The organism is Thauera carbonicopians (genome assembly GCF_025699485.1).
Lineage (GTDB): Bacteria > Pseudomonadota > Gammaproteobacteria > Burkholderiales > Rhodocyclaceae > Thauera.
Map to the genome: position 1 here is coordinate 169,812 of NZ_JANUXN010000004.1, position 23,014 is coordinate 192,825.

16 protein-coding genes and 1 pseudogene are annotated in these 23,014 nt (G+C 66.8%); 12 read left to right on the plus strand and 5 right to left on the minus strand.

Annotated elements, in window-relative coordinates:
• Nucleotides 1–129 precede the first annotated feature (129 nt).
• Complete coding sequence (locus NX068_RS08140; RefSeq protein ID WP_263460971.1) at nucleotides 130–1,182, minus strand: AraC family transcriptional regulator; 1,053 nt, start codon at nucleotides 1,180–1,182, stop codon at nucleotides 130–132.
• Nucleotides 1,183–1,422: 240 nt separating this feature from the next.
• Here NX068_RS08140 and icmF point away from each other — a divergent pair, with 240 nt between their 5' ends.
• A complete protein-coding gene (icmF, locus tag NX068_RS08145) occupies nucleotides 1,423–4,689 on the plus strand; it encodes a fused isobutyryl-CoA mutase/GTPase IcmF (protein ID WP_263460788.1) in 3,267 nt (1,088 codons plus the stop codon).
• A gap of 223 nt (nucleotides 4,690–4,912) precedes the next feature.
• Here the strand turns inward: icmF and pdxR are convergent, their stop codons facing one another.
• Nucleotides 4,913–6,394, minus strand: a complete 1,482-nt coding sequence (gene pdxR, locus NX068_RS08150) for a MocR-like pyridoxine biosynthesis transcription factor PdxR (protein ID WP_263460789.1) — start codon at nucleotides 6,392–6,394, stop codon at nucleotides 4,913–4,915.
• A gap of 110 nt (nucleotides 6,395–6,504) precedes the next feature.
• Between pdxR and NX068_RS08155 the strand changes: the two genes are divergently transcribed.
• Nucleotides 6,505–7,731 (plus strand): benzoate/H(+) symporter BenE family transporter, encoded by a 1,227-nt coding sequence (locus NX068_RS08155; RefSeq protein ID WP_263460790.1) that lies wholly within the window; start codon nucleotides 6,505–6,507, stop codon nucleotides 7,729–7,731.
• 3 nt (nucleotides 7,732–7,734) lie between these two features.
• Nucleotides 7,735–8,538 carry a YggS family pyridoxal phosphate-dependent enzyme gene (locus tag NX068_RS08160; RefSeq protein WP_263460791.1) on the plus strand — a complete coding sequence of 268 codons (804 nt, stop codon included), beginning with the start codon at nucleotides 7,735–7,737 and terminating at the stop codon, nucleotides 8,536–8,538.
• Nucleotides 8,539–8,602: 64 nt separating this feature from the next.
• Here the strand turns inward: NX068_RS08160 and NX068_RS08165 are convergent, their stop codons facing one another.
• Nucleotides 8,603–9,604, minus strand: a complete 1,002-nt coding sequence (locus NX068_RS08165) for a YcjF family protein (RefSeq protein ID WP_263460792.1) — start codon at nucleotides 9,602–9,604, stop codon at nucleotides 8,603–8,605.
• Nucleotides 9,605–9,840: 236 nt separating this feature from the next.
• Here NX068_RS08165 and NX068_RS08170 point away from each other — a divergent pair, with 236 nt between their 5' ends.
• Nucleotides 9,841–11,475: a methyl-accepting chemotaxis protein gene (locus NX068_RS08170; RefSeq protein WP_263460793.1), complete on the plus strand. Its 1,635-nt coding sequence runs from the start codon at nucleotides 9,841–9,843 to the stop codon at nucleotides 11,473–11,475.
• Nucleotides 11,476–11,545: 70 nt separating this feature from the next.
• Entirely contained in the window at nucleotides 11,546–11,977 is a 432-nt protein-coding gene (locus tag NX068_RS08175; RefSeq protein WP_263460794.1) for a DUF2721 domain-containing protein, read from the plus strand.
• Here NX068_RS08175 and NX068_RS08180 read toward each other — a convergent pair.
• A complete protein-coding gene (locus tag NX068_RS08180) occupies nucleotides 11,964–13,088 on the minus strand; it encodes a peptidoglycan -binding protein (RefSeq protein ID WP_263460795.1) in 1,125 nt (374 codons plus the stop codon). The genes NX068_RS08175 and NX068_RS08180 overlap by 14 nt on opposite strands.
• Before the next feature lie 3 nt (nucleotides 13,089–13,091).
• Entirely contained in the window at nucleotides 13,092–14,165 is a 1,074-nt protein-coding gene (locus NX068_RS08185; protein WP_263460796.1) for a flagellar motor protein MotA, read from the minus strand.
• Between the two features lie 352 nt (nucleotides 14,166–14,517).
• Between NX068_RS08185 and NX068_RS08190 the strand changes: the two genes are divergently transcribed.
• From NX068_RS08190 to NX068_RS08220, 7 genes and pseudogenes are all read left to right on the plus strand, one after another.
• On the plus strand, nucleotides 14,518–16,485 hold the full coding sequence (locus NX068_RS08190; protein ID WP_263460797.1) for an AMP-dependent synthetase/ligase: 1,968 nt from the start codon (nucleotides 14,518–14,520) through the stop codon (nucleotides 16,483–16,485).
• Nucleotides 16,486–16,496: 11 nt separating this feature from the next.
• A complete protein-coding gene (locus NX068_RS08195) occupies nucleotides 16,497–17,327 on the plus strand; it encodes an ABC transporter ATP-binding protein (RefSeq protein WP_263460798.1) in 831 nt (276 codons plus the stop codon).
• A gap of 14 nt (nucleotides 17,328–17,341) precedes the next feature.
• Complete coding sequence (locus tag NX068_RS08200) at nucleotides 17,342–18,271, plus strand: branched-chain amino acid ABC transporter permease (protein ID WP_263460799.1); 930 nt, start codon at nucleotides 17,342–17,344, stop codon at nucleotides 18,269–18,271.
• Nucleotides 18,272–18,301: 30 nt separating this feature from the next.
• Entirely contained in the window at nucleotides 18,302–19,366 is a 1,065-nt protein-coding gene (locus NX068_RS08205) for a branched-chain amino acid ABC transporter permease (RefSeq protein WP_263460800.1), read from the plus strand.
• A 100-nt stretch (nucleotides 19,367–19,466) separates the two neighbouring features.
• Nucleotides 19,467–20,783, plus strand: a pseudogene (locus NX068_RS21255) (ABC transporter substrate-binding protein).
• 95 nt (nucleotides 20,784–20,878) lie between these two features.
• A complete protein-coding gene (locus NX068_RS08215) occupies nucleotides 20,879–21,718 on the plus strand; it encodes an ABC transporter ATP-binding protein (RefSeq protein WP_263460801.1) in 840 nt (279 codons plus the stop codon).
• Nucleotides 21,719–21,767: 49 nt separating this feature from the next.
• Entirely contained in the window at nucleotides 21,768–23,003 is a 1,236-nt protein-coding gene (locus NX068_RS08220; RefSeq protein ID WP_263460802.1) for a phenylacetate--CoA ligase family protein, read from the plus strand.
• The last annotated feature ends 11 nt before the right edge of the window (nucleotides 23,004–23,014 follow it).

Consider the following 23,014-nt stretch of genomic DNA (forward strand, 5'->3'; position numbering starts at 1 on the left):
GTCGTGATCCGTCTCCATACTGTTCGGTATTGTTATGGGTCAATGCTGGCACAGTTCGACAGTGCTGGGCAGGGGCAGGTGTCACGCCGCCGGCGCACCTGCTGCCCGCTTGTGACGTTTACCGCGGGCTCACGTTCCGTTGCGGCGTGAAGGCGGGGGCCCGGCATGGCCGTTCTGGCGTGCGGCCAACTGGGCGCGGAACTGCTCGGGCGATTGCCCCGACCAGGACACGAAGGCGCGGTAGAAGGCCGATGTGTCCGCGTAGCCGAGGTCGGCCGCCAATTGCGCGATCGGCTGGCGGGTCTTGGCCAGGCGCGACCAGGCGATGTCGCGCCGGGTGGCTTCCTTGATCAGGCGAAAGCTCGAGCCTTCGTCTTCGAGCCGGCGGTGCAGCGTCCGGGTCGACAGGTGGAGTTGGCAGGCGACGTCCTCGATCGACAGGTTGACCGGCAGCGCGGCACGCAGCAGATCGCGGACACGCACCACCATTTCGCGGTCGCGCCGGTACAGCATCGAGATCCGGCCGGGTGCGCCTTCGAGGAAGTGCGCCAGCGCCGTGTCGTCGCGCCGCACCGGCAGGTCGAGCAGGTTGTCGTGGAAGTGCGCGAGCAGCGTGCTGCCGTCGAAGCTCGAACGCTCGGTATAGACCAGCGCATAGTCGTCGGCATGGGTGGGGCGGGTGTAGGGAAAGCGCACTTCGTCCAGCGCGATGCCGCGATTGACGAACCAGCAGGCGACGCTGTGGACCAGGCGCAGCAGCCATTCGAAGGCGAACACGCGGGCAGGGTCGTCGCAGCCGCTGAAAGGCGGAGGCATGCCGGGGGCGGAAAGCTCGACGATCTCGATTTCGGCATGTCTGCCCTGCCGCCTGACCTCCACCCGCAAGTCCGCCAACACCAGGCGCAGGAAGCGGCAGGCGCGCGACAGTGCTTCCGCCAGCGTCGCCGTGCCCAGCATGCCGCGGCACAGGAACTCGAAGCTGCCCGGCGGCATCGGCCGCGGAAACAGACCGAGCGCCTCGTCGTCCAGCTCGGCGATGATCAGGTTGTACAGCGCGGCGTAGCGGTCCACCGGAATGCGCTTGGCAGTATCTGCAAGACTGATGCCGGTGGCGGCGAGCAGCGGCGCCGGATCGAGGCCGCGGCGGCGCATGCCGGACAACATGCCATCGACGAAGCCCATCGCGACCGTGGCCTGGCGCCTTTTTGCCTGCGGCAGGGCAGGTGGGCGGGGGAGGGGCGGCTGGGGCATGGCGGCACGTGCTCCGGGCGGATTCGCATGCTTGCGAAGATTGGCGGATTTTGCACGATTGCCGTCGGCAAGCGCAATGGCAAAGCTGCCGTTCGCCTTCTACCATTCCGTTCATAAGAGCTGCGGCGCATCGAAGCCGCGGCATCATTCACCTGCCGGGGGAAGACCGACATGACCGACCTGAGCGTTGCCCACAAGTTGCAAGCCTACAAGCCCAAGAACAAGGTGCGCTTCGTCACCGCTGCGGCGCTGTTCGACGGCCACGACGCATCGATCAACATCATGCGCCGCATCCTGCAGGCGACCGGTTCCGAGGTGATTCATCTCGGCCACAACCGCTCGGTGGGCGAGATCGTCAAGGCCGCGCTGCAGGAAGACGTGCAGGGCATCGCCATCACCAGCTACCAGGGCGGCCACGTCGAGTTCTTCAAGTACATGATGGACCTGCTGAAGGCCAACGGCGGCGAGAACATCAAGGTCTTCGGCGGCGGCGGCGGCGTGATCGTGCCGGCCGAGATCAGGGAACTGCACGGCTACGGCGTGACCCACATCTTCTCGCCCGAGGACGGCGCCACGATGGGCCTGCAGGGCATGATCAACAGCGTCGTCGAACGCTGCGACGTCGATCTCGCTCCGGCCGCGCCGCAGAAGGCCGCCGCGGTGCTGAAGGCGCTCGCCGCCGGCGACCGCCGGGCGCTGGCGCAGATCATCACCGCGCTGGAGAACGGCGGCTACGGCGAGGACGTCAGGAAGGCGCTGATCGAAGCCGCGGCCAAGACCAAGGTGCCGACGCTCGGCATCACCGGTACCGGCGGCGCCGGCAAGTCCTCGCTGACCGACGAACTGGTGCGCCGCTTCCGCCTCGACCAGGACGACCGGCTCAAGCTCGCGATCGTCTCTATCGACCCCTCGCGCAAGCGTACCGGCGGCGCGCTGCTGGGCGACCGCATCCGCATGAATGCGATCGAGCACGACAACATCTACATGCGCTCGCTCGCCACCCGCGACACCGGCTCCGAAGTCTCGGCCGCGCTGCCGGAAGTCATCGCCGCCTGCAAGCTGGCCGGCTTCGACCTCGTCATCGTCGAGACCTCGGGCATCGGCCAGGGCAATGCCGCGATCGTGCCTTTCGTCGATCTGTCGCTGTACGTGATGACGCCCGAGTTCGGCGCCGCGTCGCAGCTGGAAAAGATCGACATGCTCGACTTCGCCGACTTCGTCGCGATCAACAAGTTCGACCGCAAGGGCGCCGAGGACGCGCTGCGCGACGTACGCAAGCAGTACCAGCGCAACCGCGAGCTGTTCGGCCAGAGCCCGGACGAGATGCCGGTGTTCGGCACCATGGCGGCGCGCTTCAACGACGACGGCGTCACCGCGCTGTACCAGTGCATGCTGCCGGCGCTGGTCGGCAAGGGCCTGAAAGCGGCCAAGAGCAAGCTGCCGGCGGTCGCCGTGAAGGCGTCCTCCGCCGGCCGGGCCATCGTGCCGGCCGAGCGCATCCGCTACCTGGCCGAGATCGCCGACAGCGTGCGCGACTACCACAAGCACGTCGAGCAGCAGGCCCGCGTCGCCCGCGAGCGCCAGTCGCTGAAGACGGCGAAGGCGCTGTTCGAGCAGCGCGGCAAGGACGCGGGTTCGTTCGACGAACTGATCGACTGGAAGGACGGCGAACTCACCCCGGCGGCGAAGAAGCTGCTGGAACAGTGGCCGACCGAGAAGGCCTTGTACGCCGCCGACGAATACGTGGTGAAGATCCGCGACAAGGAGATCCGCACCAGGCTGACCCACACTTCGCTGGCGGGCAGCAAGATCCGCAAGGTGGCCTTGCCGAACTTCGAGGACGAGGGCGAGACGCTTAAGTTCCTGATGAAGGAGAACGTGCCCGGCTCCTTCCCCTACACCGCGGGCGTGTTCGCCTTCAAGCGCGAGGGCGAGGATCCGACCCGCATGTTCGCCGGCGAAGGCGACGCCTTCCGTACCAACCGCCGCTTCAAGAAAGTGTCCGAAGGCATGCCGGCGCACCGCCTGTCCACCGCCTTCGACTCGGTGACGCTGTACGGCTGCGACCCCGATCTGCGCCCGGACATCTACGGCAAGATCGGCAACTCCGGCGTCAGCATCGCCACGCTGGACGACATGAAGGTGCTGTACGACGGCTTCGACCTGTGCGCGCCGACGACCTCGGTGTCGATGACGATCAACGGCCCGGCGCCGATCATCCTGGCCTTCTTCTTCAACACCGCGATCGACCAGCAGATCGCCAAGTTCAAGGCCGACAACGGCCGCGATCCGACCGCGGACGAATACGCCAAGATCCGCGCCTGGACGCTGTCGACGGTGCGCGGCACGGTGCAGGCCGACATCCTGAAGGAAGACCAGGGCCAGAACACCTGCATCTTCAGCACCGAGTTCGCGCTGAAGATGATGGGCGACATCCAGGAGTACTTCGTCCATCACAAGGTGCAGAACTTCTATTCGGTGTCGATCTCCGGCTATCACATCGCCGAGGCCGGCGCCAACCCGATCAGCCAGCTCGCCTTCACGCTCGCCAACGGCTTCACCTACGTCGAAAGCTACCTGGCGCGCGGCATGCACATCGACGACTTCGCGCCCAACCTGAGCTTCTTCTTCAGCAACGGCATGGACCCGGAATACACCGTGATCGGCCGCGTCGCCCGCCGCATCTGGGCGGTGGCGATGAAGGACAAGTACGGCGCCAACGAGCGCAGCCAGAAGCTCAAGTACCACGTCCAGACCTCGGGCCGCTCGCTGCACGCGCAGGAGATGGACTTCAACGACATCCGCACCACGCTGCAGGCGCTGATCGCGATCTACGACAACTGCAACTCGCTGCACACCAATGCCTACGACGAAGCGATCACGACGCCGACCGAGGAGAGCGTGCGCCGCGCGATGGCGATCCAGCTGATCATCAACCGCGAATGGGGCCTGGCGAAGAACGAGAACCCGAACCAGGGCGCCTTCATCATCGAGGAACTCACCGACTTGGTCGAAGAAGCGGTGCTGAAGGAGTTCGAGGCCATCGCCAGCCGCGGCGGCGTGCTCGGCGCGATGGAAACCGGCTACCAGCGCGGCAAGATCCAGGAAGAGTCGCTGTACTACGAGCACAAGAAGCACGACGGCTCCTACCCGATCATCGGCGTTAACACCTTCCTGAACCCCAGGGGCCATGTCCAGCAGGAAATCGAGCTGGCGCGCTCGACCGAGGAAGAAAAGCAGAGCCAGCTCGAGCGCCTGGCCGACTTCCATGCCCGCAACAAGGCCGAATCGCCCAAGTGGCAGGCCAGGCTGCAGCAGGCGGTGATCGACAATGCCAACGTCTTCGAGGTGCTGGTCGAAGCGGTGCGCCATTGCTCGCTCGGCCAGATCACCGAGGCGCTGTACAAGGTCGGCGGCCAGTACCGCCGCAGCATGTAATCGGACACGGCAGTTTCAGTCTTCCCCTCTCCCACTTGGGATGCGGCGCTTCGGCGCCGTTTTTTTTTTGCCGCCGGGCCGTCCCAAGGCAAAAAAAACACCCCCTCGGGGGGCAGGGGTTTCGCGGAGCAGTGCTTCGCGCCTGCGGAACGGGCCGGCTGTGCAAAGCTGGTCCTCTTGCGATCCGCGCAGCGGTGGAGCGTAGGGGGCTTTTTTGCCCCGATCAAGGCCGCAGGGCGCACAGCACCCCGGCCAGCCTGGCCACCGCGGCTTCCAGCTCGCTCGGCGCATGGGCGGCGAAACCCATCAGGAAACCCGTCTCGCGCGGCTGGGAGGCGTATAGCGTCGACAGCCCCAGCAGGTCGATGCCGGCGCGGCGGGCGGCGTCGACGGCTTCGCGTTCGGGAGTCGCGCGGGTGAACACGCAAGGCATCTGCATGCCGCCGGCCGGCACCCGCGGTTCCAGGAAATCGGCCAAGTCGTCGCGTACCAGCCGTGCCAGCACGTCGCGGCGTTCGGCATAGACGGTGCGCATGGTGCGTACGTGCGCGCCCAGGTGCCCGCCTTCGATGAAGCGCGCCAGCGTCAGCTGCGGGATCGGGGCGCTATGCCCGTCCAGCAGGGTGCGCGCCACCGTCATCGGCGCCACCAGCTGCGGCGGCAGCACCATGTAGCCGATGCGCAGGCCGGGGAACAGCGACTTGCTGAAGGTGCCGATGTAGATCGTGCGCTCGTGCGGATCGAGTCCCTGCACGCAGGCGGTGGGCCTGCCTTCGTAGTGGAATTCGCTGTCGTAGTCGTCCTCGATGATCCAGGCCTGCTCCCGCTCCGCCCACTCGATCGCGGCCAGCCGCCGCTCCAGCGCCAGCGTCGTGCCGCTTGGAAACTGGTGGGACGGCGTCAGGAAGGCCGCCCTGGCAGCTTGCGCCGTCTGCAGCAGCGCCACCTGCATGCCGTCGGCGTCCAGCGGCACCGGCACGCACTCCAGGCCGGCGGCGTCGAAGGCCTTGCGCGCGCCGTGATAGACCGGGTCCTCGATGAAGATGCGCTCGCCGGCATCGAGCAGCACCTTGGCGCACAGCGTCAGCGCCTGCTGCGAACTGGTCAGCACCAGCACGCGCTCGGGCGTGGCGCGGGCGCCGCGTTCCAGATTCACATGGGCGGCAATGGCGCGGCGCAAGGGCTCCACGCCTTGCGGCGGGCTGTGCAGCAGCGCCTGGGTGCCGTACTCCTTGAGCACCTGCCGCTGCAGCCGCTCCCAGGTGTGCAGCGGGAAGTTGCGCGTTTCAGGCACGCCGGGCGCAAAGGCGCGCGGCAGCAGGAAGTCGCGCACGCCGCCGCCGGCGAACATGGCCTTGCCGCGCCGGCTCAGGCGTGCCGCGGGCCGGGATACGGTCGCGGGCTTGGGCATGCCGCGTCCCGGCAGGCGTTGTACCTGCGCCGACACGAAGCTGCCGCTGCCCACGCGGCGCTCGATGAAGCCTTCGGCATGCAGGTGGCCGTAGGCGGCTTCCACGGTGTCGCGGGAGACCCCCAGCGAGCGGGCCAGCGCGCGCGACGCCGGCAGCGGCCGGCCAGCCTCGAGCGCACCGTCGAGGATCAGCTGCCGCACCGCACGCTGGATCCGGACATGCAGCGGCAGGGCGCCATGGGCGGGGTCGCAGATCCAGGCTTTGACGGATTCGAGCTGGGCGTGCTTGAACAATTGGTCGGCACTCCTTGGTGAAAGTGGCAGGAATGATCCGGCCATTGACGGCGTATAAATCCATATAAACAGCTTGCCCTGCCGGGTCAATCACTTCCATGGAGCCCTACATGCCATCCCCGGACTCATCTTCACCCCTTCGCTGGAGCGATCTCACCCATCCCGTCGTGGCCGGGCTGATCTCGGTCATCGTGAACTACGGCGGCACTTTCATCCTGGTGTTCCAGGCGGCCAAGGTGGCGGGGCTCAGCCCCGAGCTGACCGCCTCGTGGGTGTGGTCGGTCTCGATCGGCGTGGGCGTGACGGGCCTGATCCTGAGCTGGGCGACCCGCGAGCCGATCATCACCGCCTGGTCGACGCCGGCGGCGGCCTTTCTGGTCACCACCCTGGCGACGACGCCGTATGCCGAGGCGGTGGGCGCCTATCTGATTTCCGCGGCGGCCTTCGTCGTGCTCGGGCTGTCGGGCTGTTTCGAGCGCGTCATCCGACTGATTCCGCCGGGCGTCGCTGCCGGGCTGCTGGCAGGCATCCTGCTGCAGTTCGGCATCAAGGCCTTCGCCGGCATGAGCGTGGACCCTGCGCTGGCTGGGCTGCTGATCGTGGCCTACGTGGTGCTGAAGCGGGTCTCCGCACGCTATGCCGTCGTCGGCATCCTGGTGCTGGGGCTGGCTTTCCTGTTGCTGCAGCAGCGCGTCGATCTGTCCGGGCTGGAACTGAAGTTCGCCGCGCCGGTGTTCACGATGCCCGAATTCTCGCTCAACGCCCTGCTCAGCGTCGCGCTGCCGCTGTTCCTGATCACGCTGACCGGGCAGTACATGCCGGGCATGCTGGTGCTGCGCAACGACGGCTTCAGGACCAGCGCCAACCCGATCGTCGCCGTCACCGGCCTCGGTTCGCTGCTGATGGCGCCGTTCGGCTCGCACGCCTTCAACATCGCCGCCATCACCGCCGCGATCGCCACCGGCAGGGAGGCGCACGAGGATCCGTCCAGGCGCTGGATCGCCGGCATCGCCGCGGGGGTCTGCTACATTCTGGTCGGCGTCTTCGGCGTGACGCTGGCGGCGGTGTTCATGGCTTTTCCGGCCACCTTCATCTCCACGCTGGCCGGCCTGGCGCTGCTCGGCACCATCGGCGGCAGCCTCGCCAATGCCCTGGCCGAACCGAAGGCGCGCGAGGCCGCGCTGATCACCTTTCTCGCCGCGGCCGCCAACATCACGATGTTCGGCATCGGCGGCGCATTCTGGGGGCTGCTGATCGGCCTGCTGGCCCATGCCGTCCTCGACGGCCAGCCATCGTGGCGCAGGCTCTCCGCCGGCCTCGCCACCAGGAAGGGGTGAATCATGACAAGGACGACACAGACCCGCCACGACCAGCACGGCCTTTATCCCCAGGCCGGTACGGTCGAGGACTTCCGCCACAATCTCGCCGCCGTGCAGGCCCGCATCACCTCGGCCTGCCGGCGCGCCGGGCGCGACCCGGCCGGCGTGCGGCTGCTGCCGGTGAGCAAGACCAAGCCGGCCGCCAGCCTGCGCCTGGCCCATGCCGCCGGTTGCCGCATGTTCGGCGAGAACAAGGTGCAGGAAGCCCATGGCAAATGGGAGGCGATGCAGGATCTGGCCGATCTGCAGTGGTCGGTGATCGGCCATCTGCAGACCAACAAGGCGAAGCTGGTGGCGCGCTTCGCCAGCGAGTTCCAGGCGCTGGACAGCCTGCGCGTGGCCGCCGCGCTGGATCGGCGCCTGCAGGCCGAGGGCCGTGCGCTCGACGTCTTCGTGCAGGTCAATACCTCGGGCGAGGCGAGCAAGTACGGCCTGGCGCCCGCGGACGTGCCGGCCTTCCTCAGGGAGCTGCCGGCGTTTTCCTCGCTGCGCGTGCGCGGGCTGATGACCCTGGCGCTGTTTTCCGCCGAGGCCGGGCGGGTGCGCCGCTGCTTCGTGCTGCTGCGGCAGTTGCGCGAGCGCCTGCGCCAGGAGGCGCCGGCCGGCATCGTGCTGGACGAACTGTCGATGGGCATGTCGGGCGACTTCGAGATCGCCATCGAGGAAGGGGCGACCGTGGTGCGCGTGGGGCAGGCCATCTTCGGCGCGCGGGCCTTGCCGGACAGCCATTACTGGCCGGCGGGTACGGCGGCAGACGAGCCGTGAAGCGCGCTTTGCCGCGGCCGATGCCCGCCAGGCGGTCCCTTTCGTGCGGGCCGGGGCCCGTGTTTCAGCCGCCGCGCACCATCTGCAGGATCCGGGTGGTATTCAGCCCGCGGGCCGTTTCCTGCATCTGCGGCAGGTACTGCGCCTGCAGTTGGCGGCCATCGGCCATCACGCGCTGGTAGGCGTCGCGCAGCATCTGCGTGTTCAGGTTGCGGCCGCCGGCATAGTACTGGTTGGCGACGTGGCCCAGCGCGTAGGTGGCGGCGAAGCTCATGCCGCTGCTCACGGCCTGGCGGCCCAGGCCGCCGAGGATGCCTTTGCCGGCCTTGCCCAGCAGGCCGCCGAGCAGCTTGCGGCCGGCCTGTTCCAGGTACTGGGAGGTCAGCCCCACGCCCAGCGTGGCGAGCAGATCCTTGATGTGGCCACCGTCCAGTTCGTAGCCGTAGCTCTGGCCGATCTGATAGACCAGCCGCATCTGCAGCGGAATGATCGCCAGCGTTGACAGGTTTTCGGGCAGCAGCTCGATGGCGCCGTTGAGGATCGCTGCGTTGAGGATCTTGCGGTCCATGTCGGCAACGGAAAGCGTTCCCGGGCGGCGCTGTGCGGCGGTGTCCGGCAGCGCATCGACTGCGGTGGGGTGCGGCGCGGTTTCGCCCGTCGCGACGATCTCCGGCAGTTCCGCGGCAGCCGTAGCCAGCGGCGCGCTCGCCAGCGTGTCGGCCTGGGCGGCGAACTCGGTCGGCGCCTGGCCCAGCGCTTCACGCAGCCGGGCCAGGAAGGCCTGCTCCTGCGTGCTGGTCCGGCCATCTGCCTCGCATACGCACACGGCCATCTCGTAGGCCAATTGACGCGCTTCGCTGCTGGCCAGCTTCGGCAGCACGTCGGCCAGTTGCACGCGGCGCATCAACACTTCCTGGTACAGCCCGGGCAGGTTGATCTGCTGGTCCTCGGCCAGCCCTTGTGCCACCTGGCGTATCTGCTCGCGCTCGCGATCGTGCTTGTCGCCGTCGGCATAGGCGGCCAGCAGGCAGACGGTGAGAATGGCGCGTGTTTCTTCGGGGGGCATCGGAGTCCTCGTCGCATCGGGTTGCCGTTCATGCCGACCATTTCGCGCAGCCGGCAAAAAGATACCGGATTCTCCACTTCCTCCATCCAGTCGTACAAGGTTTCCGCCAGCCGGCAACAGCTGGAGATGAAATTACCAAGAATGGGCATTTGAGATGGATAATGCCATTGCTAAAGAAATGGTTTTAGCATCCGTTGATGCAAGCACCCTGAAAACATTCCCTGGCGGAAACAAGAATGAAAAACAACCAGCCCGTTACATCGGTCGAGACACTGGTGCCCGAAGGCGAGTTCATCTACAGCCGGACCGACTGTCTGGGCAATATCGTCGCGGCAAACGATCTCTTCGTCGCCCTGTCGGGCTTCAGCCGCGAGGAGCTGATCGGCCAGCCGCACAACGTCGTCCGCCATCCCGACATGCCGTCGGCAGCCTACGTGGACCTGTGGCGGGCGCTGAAGGCGGGCGAACCCTGGAGTGGCTACGTCAAGAACCGCCGCAAGGACGGCGGTTTCTACTGGGTGCGGGCGTTCGCTTCGCCGGTGCGCGAGAACGGCAAGGTGATCGGCTACGAATCCGTGCGGCGCCATGTCGATCGGGCGACGATTGCCGAGGTCGATGCCGCTTATCGCCGGATGCGCGCCCATCCTGGCCGCTTCGAGGTGCGTGACGGGCGCGTGGTCCGGGCCGGGCTGGTGGGGCGACTGTCGGATGGGTCGCTGGCGGTGCGCTTCGGCCTCGGGCTGGGCGTCGCGGCGGCCGGTGCGGTGTTGCTGGCCTTGGCCGCATTCGGTGGCTGGGCCTTGCCCGATGCCTGGCTGTGGGCGGTGCTGGCGGTGGTCCTCGCAGTCATCGGCTGGCTGCAGTTCGGCGTGATGCGAGGCGTGCGCGCGGATCTGTCCCGCCTGCGCGAAACCATGTCGGCAGCACAGCGGGATGGCGATCTGCGCCGTGTCGTCCATGTCGAAGGCGGCGGCGAAGTGCGTGCGATCGGAGACGCCTTTAACGCGATGATGGCCAACCTGCAGGCAATCCTGATCAATGTCCGCGAGGCGGCGGAGCGGATCGTGGCGCAGTCGGATACGCTGAAGCAGTCGAGCGGCCTGGTGTCGGACGGTGCAGCGGGCATGAGCGAGACGGCGTCGTCCACCGCAGCGGCGGTCGAGCAGGTGACCGTGGCAGTGGGCGAAGTGGCCGAGCATGCGCTCGCCTCCGCCGAGGCCGCACGCGAGACGCAGCGAGCCGCAGCCGAAGGCATGGCGCAGGCTGAACGGGCCGTGAGCGAGATCGGGCAACTGGCGCGGACGGTGGGCGAAACCGCTGCCAGCATGGACAGGCTCAGGGTGGCCTCGGGCGAGATCGGCAACATCGCCATCGTCATCAAGGAGATCGCCGATCAGACCAACCTGCTGGCGCTCAATGCCGCGATCGAAGCGGCACGGGCGGGCGAATGGGGGCGCGGCTTCGCGGTGGTGGCGGACGAGGTGCGCAAGCTGGCCGAAAGGACGACGGCGGCGACGGGCGAGATCGGCGCCATCATCGGTTCGCTGCACGACGAAACCCGGACTGCGGTCGGCAATGCCGAATCCGGCAGTAAGCAGGTGCGCCTCAGCGTCGGCCTGATCGAAGAGACCCAGGCGGCCCTGGCGGCGATCCGGGCATCGGCCGAGAACAGCCTGAGCCTGATCGACGGCATCGAGCTGGCCACCCGCGAGCAATCGGCCGCGGTGACCTCGATCGCCGGCAGCGTCGAGGGCATTGCCCGTCGCGCCGGGGAGTCCTCGGTCGCGGTGAGCGGCATTGCCGGTGCGTCGCGCGGCCTGGCCGAAGTGTCCTGCGGGCTCGACGCCGCCCTGGCGCGGATAAAGGTCTGACACGGGGGCCGGGCGGCGGGCCGGGGAGCCGAGACTGTGCGAGCCGAGCGGCGTTACACTGCCGGCCATGATGAACCTGACCACTCCGGCGCTGCTGTTTCCGGCAATCTCGCTGTTGCTGCTCGCCTACACCAACCGTTTCCTGACGCTGGCGCAAGTCATTCGCCAACTGAACTCGTCATCCGACCGTGGCGGCGAACTGGTGCAATGCCAGTTGCCCGGGCTCAAGCGCCGCATCATGCTGACCCAGTACATGCAGGGCTTCGGCGTGTTCAGCTTCCTGCTGTGCGCGCTGTCGATGTTCGCGCTGTTCATGGAAGCCGACCTGCCGGGCAAGCTGCTGTTCGGAACCAGCATCCTGGCGCTTGCCCTGTCGCTGGTGCTGTCGCTGATCGAAGTGCTGCTGTCGACCGAGGCCTTGTCGCTGGTGGTTCGGGATCTGGAATCGGCGAAATCCTTGGGCAGCGAGCAGGATGGAAGCCAGCGAGTCAGCGGCTCGTGAGCTTGAGCTCGATGCGGCGGTTGCGGGCGTAGGCTTCGTCGCTGGTCCGTGTGTCGAGCGGGTGGAATTCGCCGTAGCCGGTGGCGGCCAGGCGCTGCGGTGGAATGCCCTGGGCGCGCAGGATCTTGACGATGGCCAGCGCGCGCGCGGTGGAGAGCTCCCAGTTGGATGGGAAGCGCGGCGTCGAGATCGGCCGGCGGTCGGTATGGCCATCGACCTGCAGCACCCAGGGCAGGTCGGCCGGGATCTCGGCGGCCAGCGTCTTCAGCGTTTCGGCCAGGCGGGTGAGCTGGACCATGCCGTCGGCGCTGACTTCGTCCGAGGCGGTCGGGAACAGCACTTCGCTCGAGAATACGAAGCGGTCGCCGACGATCTGGATGTCCTTGCGCTCGCCGAGCACGGCCTGCAGGCGGCCGAAGAATTCCGAACGGTAGCGCGCCAGCTCCTGCACGCGGGCGGCCAGCGCCAGGTTCAGTTCGCGGCCCAGTTCATCGATCTTGAGATCCTTGTCGCGCGCGGCCGCTTCGGCGGCGGCCAGCGCGATGTTGAGCTGTTCGAGCTGGCTGCGCACGGCGGCGAGCTGGCGGTTCAGCAGTTCGACCTGGGCGATGGCCTGGGCGGACATCTCGGTCTGTTCCTTGAGGCCGCGTTCGCTGGTGTCGAGATCGCTGGCCAAGCGCGCGACTTCGGCTTCGAGCTCGGCCTTCAGGCGTTCGAGGACGGCGATGTCGGCGCCCAGCCGGGCGGCTTCCTCGCGCTGCGCACGGGCTTCGTCCTGCGCGGCATGGAGTTCGTCGCGGGCGCTGAACAACTCGGTGGACAGCGCTTCGCGTTCGCGCTCGGTGGCGGCCAGCGAAGCGCTCAGTTCGCCGACTTGCGCGTCGGCCCGCTCGCGCGCCGACTGTTCCAGGCTCAGCGTCTGCGCCAGCGCCGCCAGCTCGGCGTTGAGGCGCGCCAGCGCGCGGTCGCGTCCGCTGACCGCGTCGCTGAGCACGAACTGGCCGATGACGAAGATCAGGATCACGAACACCAGCACCATCAGCAGCGAGGCCAGGGCATCGACGAAGCCGGGCCAGAAGTCCAGCGCGCGGCGTTGTTTCAGGCGGGCCATCGCTCAGTTTGCCTTCTGCCCGCCGAGCGCCGCGGCGATGGTGCGCGACAGCAGGCGCAGTTCGGCGCGCAGTTCTTCCGAGAACTGGGCGGTCTGGGTGCTCTGTGCCGGCTGCTGGGCGAGCTGGCGGATCAGGCCGCGCAGGTCTTCCTGCGACGAGGACAGCGCCGACAGGTCGCGCGATTCGCGGCCGATGAGTTCGGCCAGGCGGCCGATCTGGGTATTGAGTTCGGCAAGGTGCTCGGCGGTGACGCGGCGTTCGCGTTCGGATTCGGCCGCGGTGCGCTGCATGCGCTCCATGCCTTCGGCGGTCTGCTCCAGCAGGGCCTGCACGTAGGCCGGCACGCTGGCCTCGCCTTCGAGGCCGGTCGAGGAGGGCAGCCGGGTGATGTGCGACAGCCATTCTTCCAGCTCGTTGTAGAAGCGGTTCTGTGCATGCCCCGCCTGCAGGTCGAGAAAACCGACGACGAGCGAACCGGCGAGGCCGAACAGCGAAGTCGAGAAGCTGGTCGCCATGCCGCCGAGCGGTTCGTCGAGATGGGCCTTGAGGCTCTCGAACATCGCCACCGGATCGGTGCCGACGCTCATGTCGCTGATGATCTCGCTGATCGAGCGGATGGTGATGAGCAGGCCCCAGAACGTACCGAGCAGGCCGATGAAGATCAGCAGGCCGACGATGTAGCGCGACAGGTCGCGCTGTTCTTCGAGGCGGATCTGCACGCTGTCGAGCAGGGTGCGCATCGAGGCCGGCGACAGGTGCGATTCACCGCGCCGGCGGTTCGACAGCAGCCGTGCCATCGGTGCCAGCAGCACGGGACGCAGGTCTGGTGCGGCTTCCGGGTGGCGCTGGAAAGCTTCGATCCACAGCACTTCGCGCTGCAGCCGCCAGACCTGGCGCAGATTGACCGCGATGCCGATCGCCAGCACGAACAGGATCACGCCGTTGAAGCCGGGGTTGGCGAGAAAGGCATGCTTGAGCTGCGGTACCAGCACTGCGGCGAGCAGCGCCACCAGCGCCAGGAAGACGCCCATCCAGGTCGTGACGTGGACCGGCTTGGTGAAGACCTTGTGTTCCATGGGGACGACATCCTCATTGCTGGACGCGGCGGCGCCCGAGGCGGGCAAGCCCCTGCCGGCCAGCGCTCGTGGGCAAACTCTCCGTGCCGTTGAAGTCTAGCGCGAATTCGGCATGCCAGCGCTGCGCGAACGGCGTCCGGGCGCCTGGCGCCGGCTACAGCCGACCACGTCCGGGGGCGAATCCGGCGATTGCAACAATTCACTACATTCCGCAAACAGTTGCGCAAACATGGCTTGCGAAACTCCAGCCTGAATCGACACGGACTGCATGTCGTGTCGCACCCGGACCGCAGAACGAAACCAGAGCAGCGGCCGAGGAGACAGGCAGTACGACACTGGAGGAGAGAAGGGCATGTCCGACAACGACCGGCGGGATGCGGGGCTGGATACCTTTCCGCGCTACCTGATGCACCATGCCAGGCAGCGGCCGCAGCAGCCCGCCATGCGCGAGAAGGAATACGGTATCTGGCAGACCTACGACTGGGGCCAGGTTGCCGACAACGTGCGGGCGATCGCCTGCGGCCTGGCGAAGCTCGGCTTCAAGCGCGGCGACCGCCTGGCCATCGTCGGCGACAACCGGCCGCGGCTGTACGGGTCGGTGATGGCCTGCCAGTGCCTCGGCGGCATTCCGGTGATGATGTACCAGGACGCCGTGGCGCAGGAAATGGTCTATGTGCTGCAGGACGCCGAGGTCAAGTTCGCGATCGTCGAGGACCAGGAGCAGGTCGACAAGATGCTGGAGATCGCCGGCGAGGCGCCATTGCTCCAGCACGTGATCTACGACGATGCGCGTGGCCTGCGCAAATACGACCAGCCCCTCCTGATGGCGCTGGATGCGCTGCAGGAGGCCGGCCGTGCCTGGGCGCAGGAGCGGCCGGACTTTCTCGATGGCGAGATCGCCAAGGGCGCGCCGGACGACATCTCGGTGATGCTCTACACCTCGGGGACCACCGGCAAGCCCAAGGGCGTGTGCCAGACCCACGAGGCTTTCATCTCGGCGGCGCGCGGCGCAATCCAGTTCGACGCGCTGACCGAGCGCGAGGACATCCTGTCCTACCTGCCGATGGCCTGGGTGGGCGATCATCTGTTCTCCTTCGCCCAGGCGACGGTGGCCGGCTTCACGATCAACTGCCCGGAGTCCGGCGAGACGGTGATGACCGACCTGCGCGAGATCGGCCCCACCTACTATTTCGCGCCGCCGCGTGTGTTCGAGAACCTGCTGACCCAGGTCATGATCCGCATGGAGGACGCCAGCGCGCTCAAGCGCCGGATGTTCCACCATTTCATGGACGTCGCCCGCCGCTGCGGCGCCGACATCCTGGACGGCAAGCCGGTTTCGGGCGGCGACCGCTTCCAGTACTGGCTGGGCAATCTGCTGGTGTACGGCCCGCTGAAGAACGTGCTGGGCATGAGCCGCATCCGCGTCGCCTATACCGCCGGTGCGGCGATCGGCCCCGACCTGTTCCGCTTCTACCGCTCGATCGGCATCAACCTGAAGCAGCTCTACGGCCAGACCGAGACCTGCGCCTACGTCTGCCTGCAGCCCGACGGCCAGATCAAGCTGGATTCGGTGGGCAAGCCGGCGCCCTTCGTCGAGGTCAAGCTCGCTGACAACGGCGAGATCCTGGTCAAGGGGCCGATGCTGCTGAAGGCCTACTACAAGCGCCCGGACGCCACCGCCGAGTCGATCAACGCCGACGGCTACTTCATGACCGGCGACGCGGGATACTTCGACGAGGACGGCCACCTGAAGATCATCGACCGGGCCAAGGATGTCGGCAAGATGTCCGACGGCTCGATGTTCGCGCCCAACTACATCGAGAACAAGCTCAAGTTCTTCCAGCACATCAAGGAGGCGGTGACCTTCGGCAGCGGCAAGGATTTCGCCACCGCATTCATCAACATCGACCTCGAGGCGGTGGGCAACTGGGCCGAGAAGAAAGGCATGGCCTACTCCGGCTACACCGACCTCGCCTCGCAGGATGCCGTGTATGCGCTGATCCGCGACTGCGTCGAGAAGGTCAATGCCGATCTCGCCGCCGATCCGAAGATGAGCGGTGCGCAGATCAAGCGCTTCCTGGTGCTGCACAAGGAGCTGGACGCCGACGACGGCGAGCTCACCCGCACGCGCAAGGTGCGCCGCAACTTCATCGCCGAGAAGTATGCCGTGCTGGTCGATGCGCTGTTCGAAGGCCGTGCGCGCCAGTTCATCGAGACCCAGGTCACCTACGAGGATGGCCGTGTCGGCAAGGTCTCGGCCGACCTGCGCATCGAGGAAGCGAAGACTTTTGCGCCGCAGGCCGGCCAGTTGGCGGCCTGAGGAGACGAGGAATGGACATGACCGACATCAACCCCGCCGCCTCGGATGCTGCCGCGGATTCGGGCCGCCGCTTCGGCGACGTGATCCTGGATCTGCAGAACATCTCGCTGCGCTTCGGCGGCGTGAAGGCGCTGACCGACATCAGCTTCGACGTCCGCGAGCACGAGATCCGCTCGATCATCGGCCCCAACGGCGCCGGCAAGAGCTCGATGCTGAACGTCATCAACGGCGTCTATCACCCGCAGGAAGGCAGGATTCTCTACCGCGGCCAGGAGCGCAAGCGGCTCGAGCCCTACATGGCGGCGCGCCAGGGGATCGCCCGCACCTTCCAGAACATCGCGCTGTTCAAGGGCATGAGCGTGCTCGACAACATCATGACCGGCCGCAACCTGATGATGAAGAGCAACATCCTGCAGATGGCGCTGTACTGGGGCCGGGCGCAGAAGGAGGAGATCGCCCACCGCGAGAAGGTGGAGGAGATCATCGACTTCCTCGAGATCCAGAACGTGCGCAAGACGCCGGTGGGCCAGCTTCCCTACGGCCTGCAGAAGCGCGTCGAGCTGGGCCGCGCGCTGGCGGCGGAACCGTCGATGCTGCTGCTCGACGAGCCGATGGCCGGCATGAACGTCGAGGAGAAGCAGGACATGTGCCGCTTCATCCTCGACGTTAATGACCAGTTCGGCACCACCATCGTGCTGATCGAGCACGACATGGGCGTGGTGATGGACATTTCCGATCGCGTCGTGGTGCTCGACTACGGCAAGAAGATCGGCGACGGCGCACCGGACGAGGTGCGCAACAACGAAGACGTCATCAGTGCCTACCTCGGCACGTCGCACTGAGCGGGGATACAGTCATGGGATTCTTTCTTGAAACCTTGTTCGGCGGCTTGATGGCCGGCATGTTGTATTCGCTGGTCGCGCTCGGCTTCGTGCTGATCTACAAGGCCTCGGGCGTGTTCAACTTCGCCCAGGGGGCGATGGTGCTGTTCGCCGCGCTGGCGATGGCGCGCTTCGCCGAGTGGTTCCCGAAGTGGTTCGGCTTCGAGAGCCTGCTGCTGGCCAACCTGCTGGCCTTCGTCGCGGCGATGGCGATGATGGTGGTGCTGGCCTGGGCGATCGAGCGCTTCTGCCTGTCCAAGCTGGTCAACCAGGAAGGCATCACGCTGCTGATGGCGACGCTGGGCATCGCCTACTTCCTCGACGGCTTCGGCCAGACCCTGTTCGGCAGCGACATCTACAGCATCAACGTCGGCATGCCGAAGGACCCGGCCTTCGTCATGGAAAGCATGTTCGAAGGCGGCGTCATGATCAGCAAGGAAGACCTCGTCGCCGCGGCCGTTTCCGCGCTGCTGGTGATCGTGCTGGCGCTGTTCTTCCAGAAGACCAAGACCGGCCGCGCGCTGCGCGCGGTGGCCGACGACCACCAGGCCGCCCAGTCGATCGGCATCCCGCTGAACAGGATCTGGGTGATCGTCTGGTCGGTGGCGGGCTTCGCCGCGCTGATCGCCGGCATCATCTGGGGCTCCAAGCTGGGCGTGCAATTCACGCTGTCGCTGGTGGCGCTGAAGGCGCTGCCGGTGGTCATCCTGGGCGGGCTGACCTCGGTGCCCGGGGCGATCATCGGCGGCCTGATCATCGGCGTGGGCGAGAAGCTGTCCGAGATCTACATCGGGCCCATGCTCGGCGGCGGCATCGAGATCTGGTTCGCCTACGTGCTGGCGCTGGGCTTCCTGCTGCTGCGGCCGCAAGGGCTGTTCGGCGAAAAAATCATCGACCGCGTCTGACGTCCTCAGCGATTTCGGGAGACTTTCCGCATGCTGTACAGAGAAAACGGCCAGTTCAAGACGAGCTACGCGGCCGACCAACAGATCTTTCCCATCCTCCAGGACCGCTGGGCCCTCGGCCTGCTGCTGCTGGTCGCCTTCGTGGTGATGCCGCTGGTGGGTTCGGAGTACTTCTTCCGCGCCATCCTGATTCCCTTCCTGATCCTGGCGCTGGCGGCGCTCGGGCTCAACATCCTGGTCGGCTACTGCGGCCAGATCTCGCTCGGCACCGGCGCCTTCATGGCGGTAGGCGCCTATGCTGCCTACAACTTCATGGTCCGCATCGACGGCATGCCGCTGATCGTGGCGATGCTGCTGGGCGGGCTGTGCGCGACCGTGATCGGCGTGCTGTTCGGGATTCCGTCGTTGCGCATCAAGGGCCTGTACTTGGCGGTGGCGACGCTGGCGGCGCAGTTCTTCACCGACTGGGCCTTCCTGCGCATCGGCTGGTTCACCAACAACTCGACCTCGGGCTCGGTGAGCGTGGCGAACCTGAACGTGTTCGGCATTCCGATCGAATCGCCGGTGAGCAAGTACCTGTTCTGCCTAGTGGTGGTGTGCCTGTTCGCGCTGATGGCCAAGAACCTGACGCGCAGCGCCATCGGCCGCCAGTGGATGGCGATCCGCGACATGGACGTGGCGGCGGCGGTGATCGGCATCCGCCCGGTCTATGCCAAGCTGACGGCCTTCGCGGTCAGCTCCTTCATCGTCGGCGTGGCCGGCGTGTTGTGGGCCTTCGTGTATCTGGGCGCCTGGGAGCCGGCCGCCTTCTCGATCGACCGCTCCTTCCAACTGCTGTTCATGGTCATCATCGGCGGCCTGGGCTCGATTTCCGGCGCTTTCCTCGGCGCGGCCTTCATGGTGCTGCTGCCGGTGGTGCTCGACCAGCTGCCTCACTGGCTGGGCATTCCCATCTCCACGGCCACCGTCTCCCATCTGGTGCACATGATCTTCGGTGCGCTGATCGTGTTCTTCCTGATCGTCGAACCGCACGGCCTGGCCAAGCTGTGGAGCGTAGGCAAGCAGAAGATGCGGCTATGGCCCTTCCCGCATTGATTTTCCGGTGCGGTGCCCGAATCGATGCGAAGTTCGGGTTTTCGTTGCAGCTTCCGGGTACGCGGTACGTACCACTCACCAAAAACACGAGGAGACACCCATGAAATTCAAACCTCTGGCTCTCGCAGCGACGCTCGTCACCCTGGGTGCGGCATCCTTCGCCACCCCCGCCATGGCGCAGGAGCAGTACATTCCGCTGCTGTCCTACCGCACCGGCGCCTATGCGCCCAACGGCATCCCCTGGGCCAATGGCAAGCAGGACTATCTAAAGTACGTGAACGCCAACGGCGGCGTGAACGGCGTCAAAATCGCCTATGAGGAATGCGAGACCGGCTATGCCACCGACAAGGGCGTGGAGTGCTACGAGCGCCTGAAGGGCCGCGGCGCCTCGTCGTTCGATCCGCAATCCACCGGCATCACCTTCGCGCTGACCGACAAGGCGCCGATCGACAAGATTCCGCTGATCACGCTGGGTTATGGCCTGGCGGCGTCGCAGGACGGCGGCGTGTTCAAGTGGAACTTCCCGCTGATGGGCAGCTACTGGACCGCGGCCGACATCCTGATCCAGCACCTGGGCGAGAAGGAAGGCGGGCTGGACAAGCTCAAGGGCAAGAAGATCGCGCTGGTCTATCATGACTCGCCGTTCGGCAAGGAGCCGATCCCGCTGCTGCAGAAGCGTGCCGAGATGCACGGCTTCCAACTCAACCTGCTGCCGGTGACGGCGCCGGGCGTGGAACAGAAGGCCACCTGGCTGCAGGTGCGCCGCGACCGTCCCGACTACGTGCTGCTGTGGGGCTGGGGGGTGATGAACTCCACCGCGCTGAAGGAAGCAGTGGCCACCGGCTTCCCGCGCGAGAAGATGTACGGCGTGTGATGGGCCGGCGCCGAGCCGGACGTCAAGGACGTCGGCGCCAACGCCAAGGGCTACAACGCGCTGGCGCTGAACCCCAACGGCACCGGCTATCCGCTGATCCAGGACATCCTGAAGAAGGTGCATGACGCCGGCCAGGGCTCCGGCCCGCGCGACGAGGTCGGCTCGGTGCTCTACACCCGCGGCATGCTCATCTCCATGCTCACGGTGGAAGCCGTCCGCCGCGCCCAGGAACAGTACGGTCAGGGCAAGGTGGTGACGCCCGAGCAGGTGCGCTGGGGCTTCGAGAACCTCGACATCGACGACAAGCGCCTGGAAGAGCTGGGCCTGGCCGGCGTGGTGCGCCCGATCAAGACCTCGTGCGACGACCACATGGGGTCGTCGTGGGCGCGCGTCCATCAGTGGGACGGCAGCAAGTGGGTGATGGGCGAGACCTGGTACGAGGGCGACAAGAGCGTGATCGATCCCCTGGTCAAGGAAGCGGCCGACCGTTACGCCGCCGAGAAGCGCATCCAGCGCCGCAGCGCCGACGACTGCAAGGCTTGAGCCTTGCGCCCCGGCCCCCAGCGGGGCCAGGGTTGCCATGAATCAGGACGGGCCGCCGCCTGGGCGCGGCGCCCGCATCAACAGCGGATGAGACGATGAACACCTCCACGACGAATGCGCCTCTGGCTCCCGAGTCCAACATCCTCCTGAACGTAAACGGCATCGAGGTCATCTACAACCACGTGGTGCTGGTGCTGAAAGGGGTATCGCTGCAGGTGCCGGAAGGCCGCATCGTCGCCATCCTCGGCGGCAACGGCGCGGGCAAGACCACCACGCTGCGGGCGATCTCGAACCTGCTCAAGGGCGAGCGCGGCGAGGTCACCAAGGGCATGATCGAGTACCGCGGCGAGCGCGTCGAAGCACTGTCGCCGTCCGATCTGGTGCGTCGCGGCGTCGTCCAGGTGATGGAAGGGCGCCACTGCTTCGCCCACCTGACGATCGAGGAAAACCTGCTCGCCGGCGCCTACACGCGCAGCGACAAGGGCGAGATTTCCGCCAACCTCGACAAGGTCTATACCTATTTCCCGCGCCTGAAGACGCGCCGCAGCAGCCAGGCGGCCTATACCTCGGGCGGCGAGCAGCAGATGTGCGCGATCGGCCGGGCGCTAATGTCGAACCCGAACATGGTGCTGCTGGACGAGCCTTCGATGGGCCTGGCGCCGCAGATCGTCGAAGAGGTGTTCGAGATCGTCAAGGACCTCAACGCCAAGGAAAAGGTGAGCTTCCTGCTCGCCGAACAGAACACCATGGTGGCGTTGCGCTATGCGGATTTCGGCTACATCGTCGAGAACGGCCGCATCGTCATGGAAGGCGCGGCGCAGGAGCTGGCAAGCAACGAGGACGTCAAGGAGTTCTACCTCGGCCTGTCGGGCGAAGGGCGCAAGAGCTTCCGCGAGGTCAAGCATTACCGCCGCCGCAAGCGCTGGCTGAGCTGAGCACGGGCGCCGCAGCGAACTCCACAACGCAGCGAACAGGGATGCCGAGATGAATTTCTACGACGAGCGGGAAACCCGCGATCCAGACCAACGCGAGCGCGAGCTGATGGCGCGCCTGCCGGCACAGATCGCCCATGCGCGCGCGAACGCGCCGGCTTTCGCCAGGCTGCTCGCCGACGTCGACCCCGCCGCGGTGTCGAGCCGCGCCGCGCTCGCCGCGTTGCCGGTCACGCGCAAATCGGAACTGCTGGAGCTGCAGAAGGCCGCGCGGCCCTTCGGCGGCTTTGCCGCGGTCGGCTGGGGCGCGGGCTGCCGGCGGGTGTTCGCTTCGCCCGGACCGCTGTACGAACCCGAGGGCGCGCGTGCCGACTACTATCGTCTCGCCCGCGCCTTGTTCGCGGCCGGCTTCCGTGCCGGCGACCTGGTGCACAACACCTTCTCCTACCATTTCACGCCGGCCGGCTCGATGATGGAGACGGCGGCCCATGCACTGGGCTGCACGGTCTTTCCGGCCGGCACCGGCCAGACCGAGCAGCAACTGGCGGCGATCGCCGATCTGCAGCCCAATGCCTACGTCGGCACGCCGTCCTTCCTGCGCATCCTGCTGGAGAAGGCGGACGAGTTCGGCGTCAGGCCGCCCTTCACCAAGGCCTTCGTCTCGGGCGAAGCTTTTCCGCCGAGCATGCGCGACGCTTTCGCCGCGCGCGGCATCCAGGCTTTCCAGGCCTACGCCACCGCCGACATCGGCCTGATCGCCTACGAGACCGAGGCGCGTGAAGGCCTGGTGGTGGACGAGGACGTCGTCGTCGAAATCGTCCGTCCCGGCACCGGCGACCCGGTCGCGCCCGGCGAAGTGGGCGAAGTGGTGGTGACCACCTTCAATCCCGACTATCCGCTGATCCGCTTCGGCACCGGCGACCTGTCGGCACTGCTGCCCGGCGCTTCGCCCTGCGGGCGGACCAACCTGCGCATCAAGGGCTGGATGGGCCGAGCCGACCAGACGACCAAGGTCAAGGGCATGTTCGTCCATCCGGGGCAGATCGCCCAGGTCGTCAAGCGCCATCCCGAGATCACGCGTGCGCGGCTGGTGGTGGACAACCCCGACCTCAACGACCGCATGACGCTAATGTGCGAAGTCGCCGGCGGCGGCAGCGAGACGCTGGCGGCGGCGATCACCACCAGCCTGCGCGAGCTGACCAAGCTGCGCGGCGAGGTCGCCTTCCTGCCGGGCGGAGCGCTCGCCAACGACGGCAAGGTGATCGACGACATGCGGACCTACGCCTGAGCCCGCGCTAT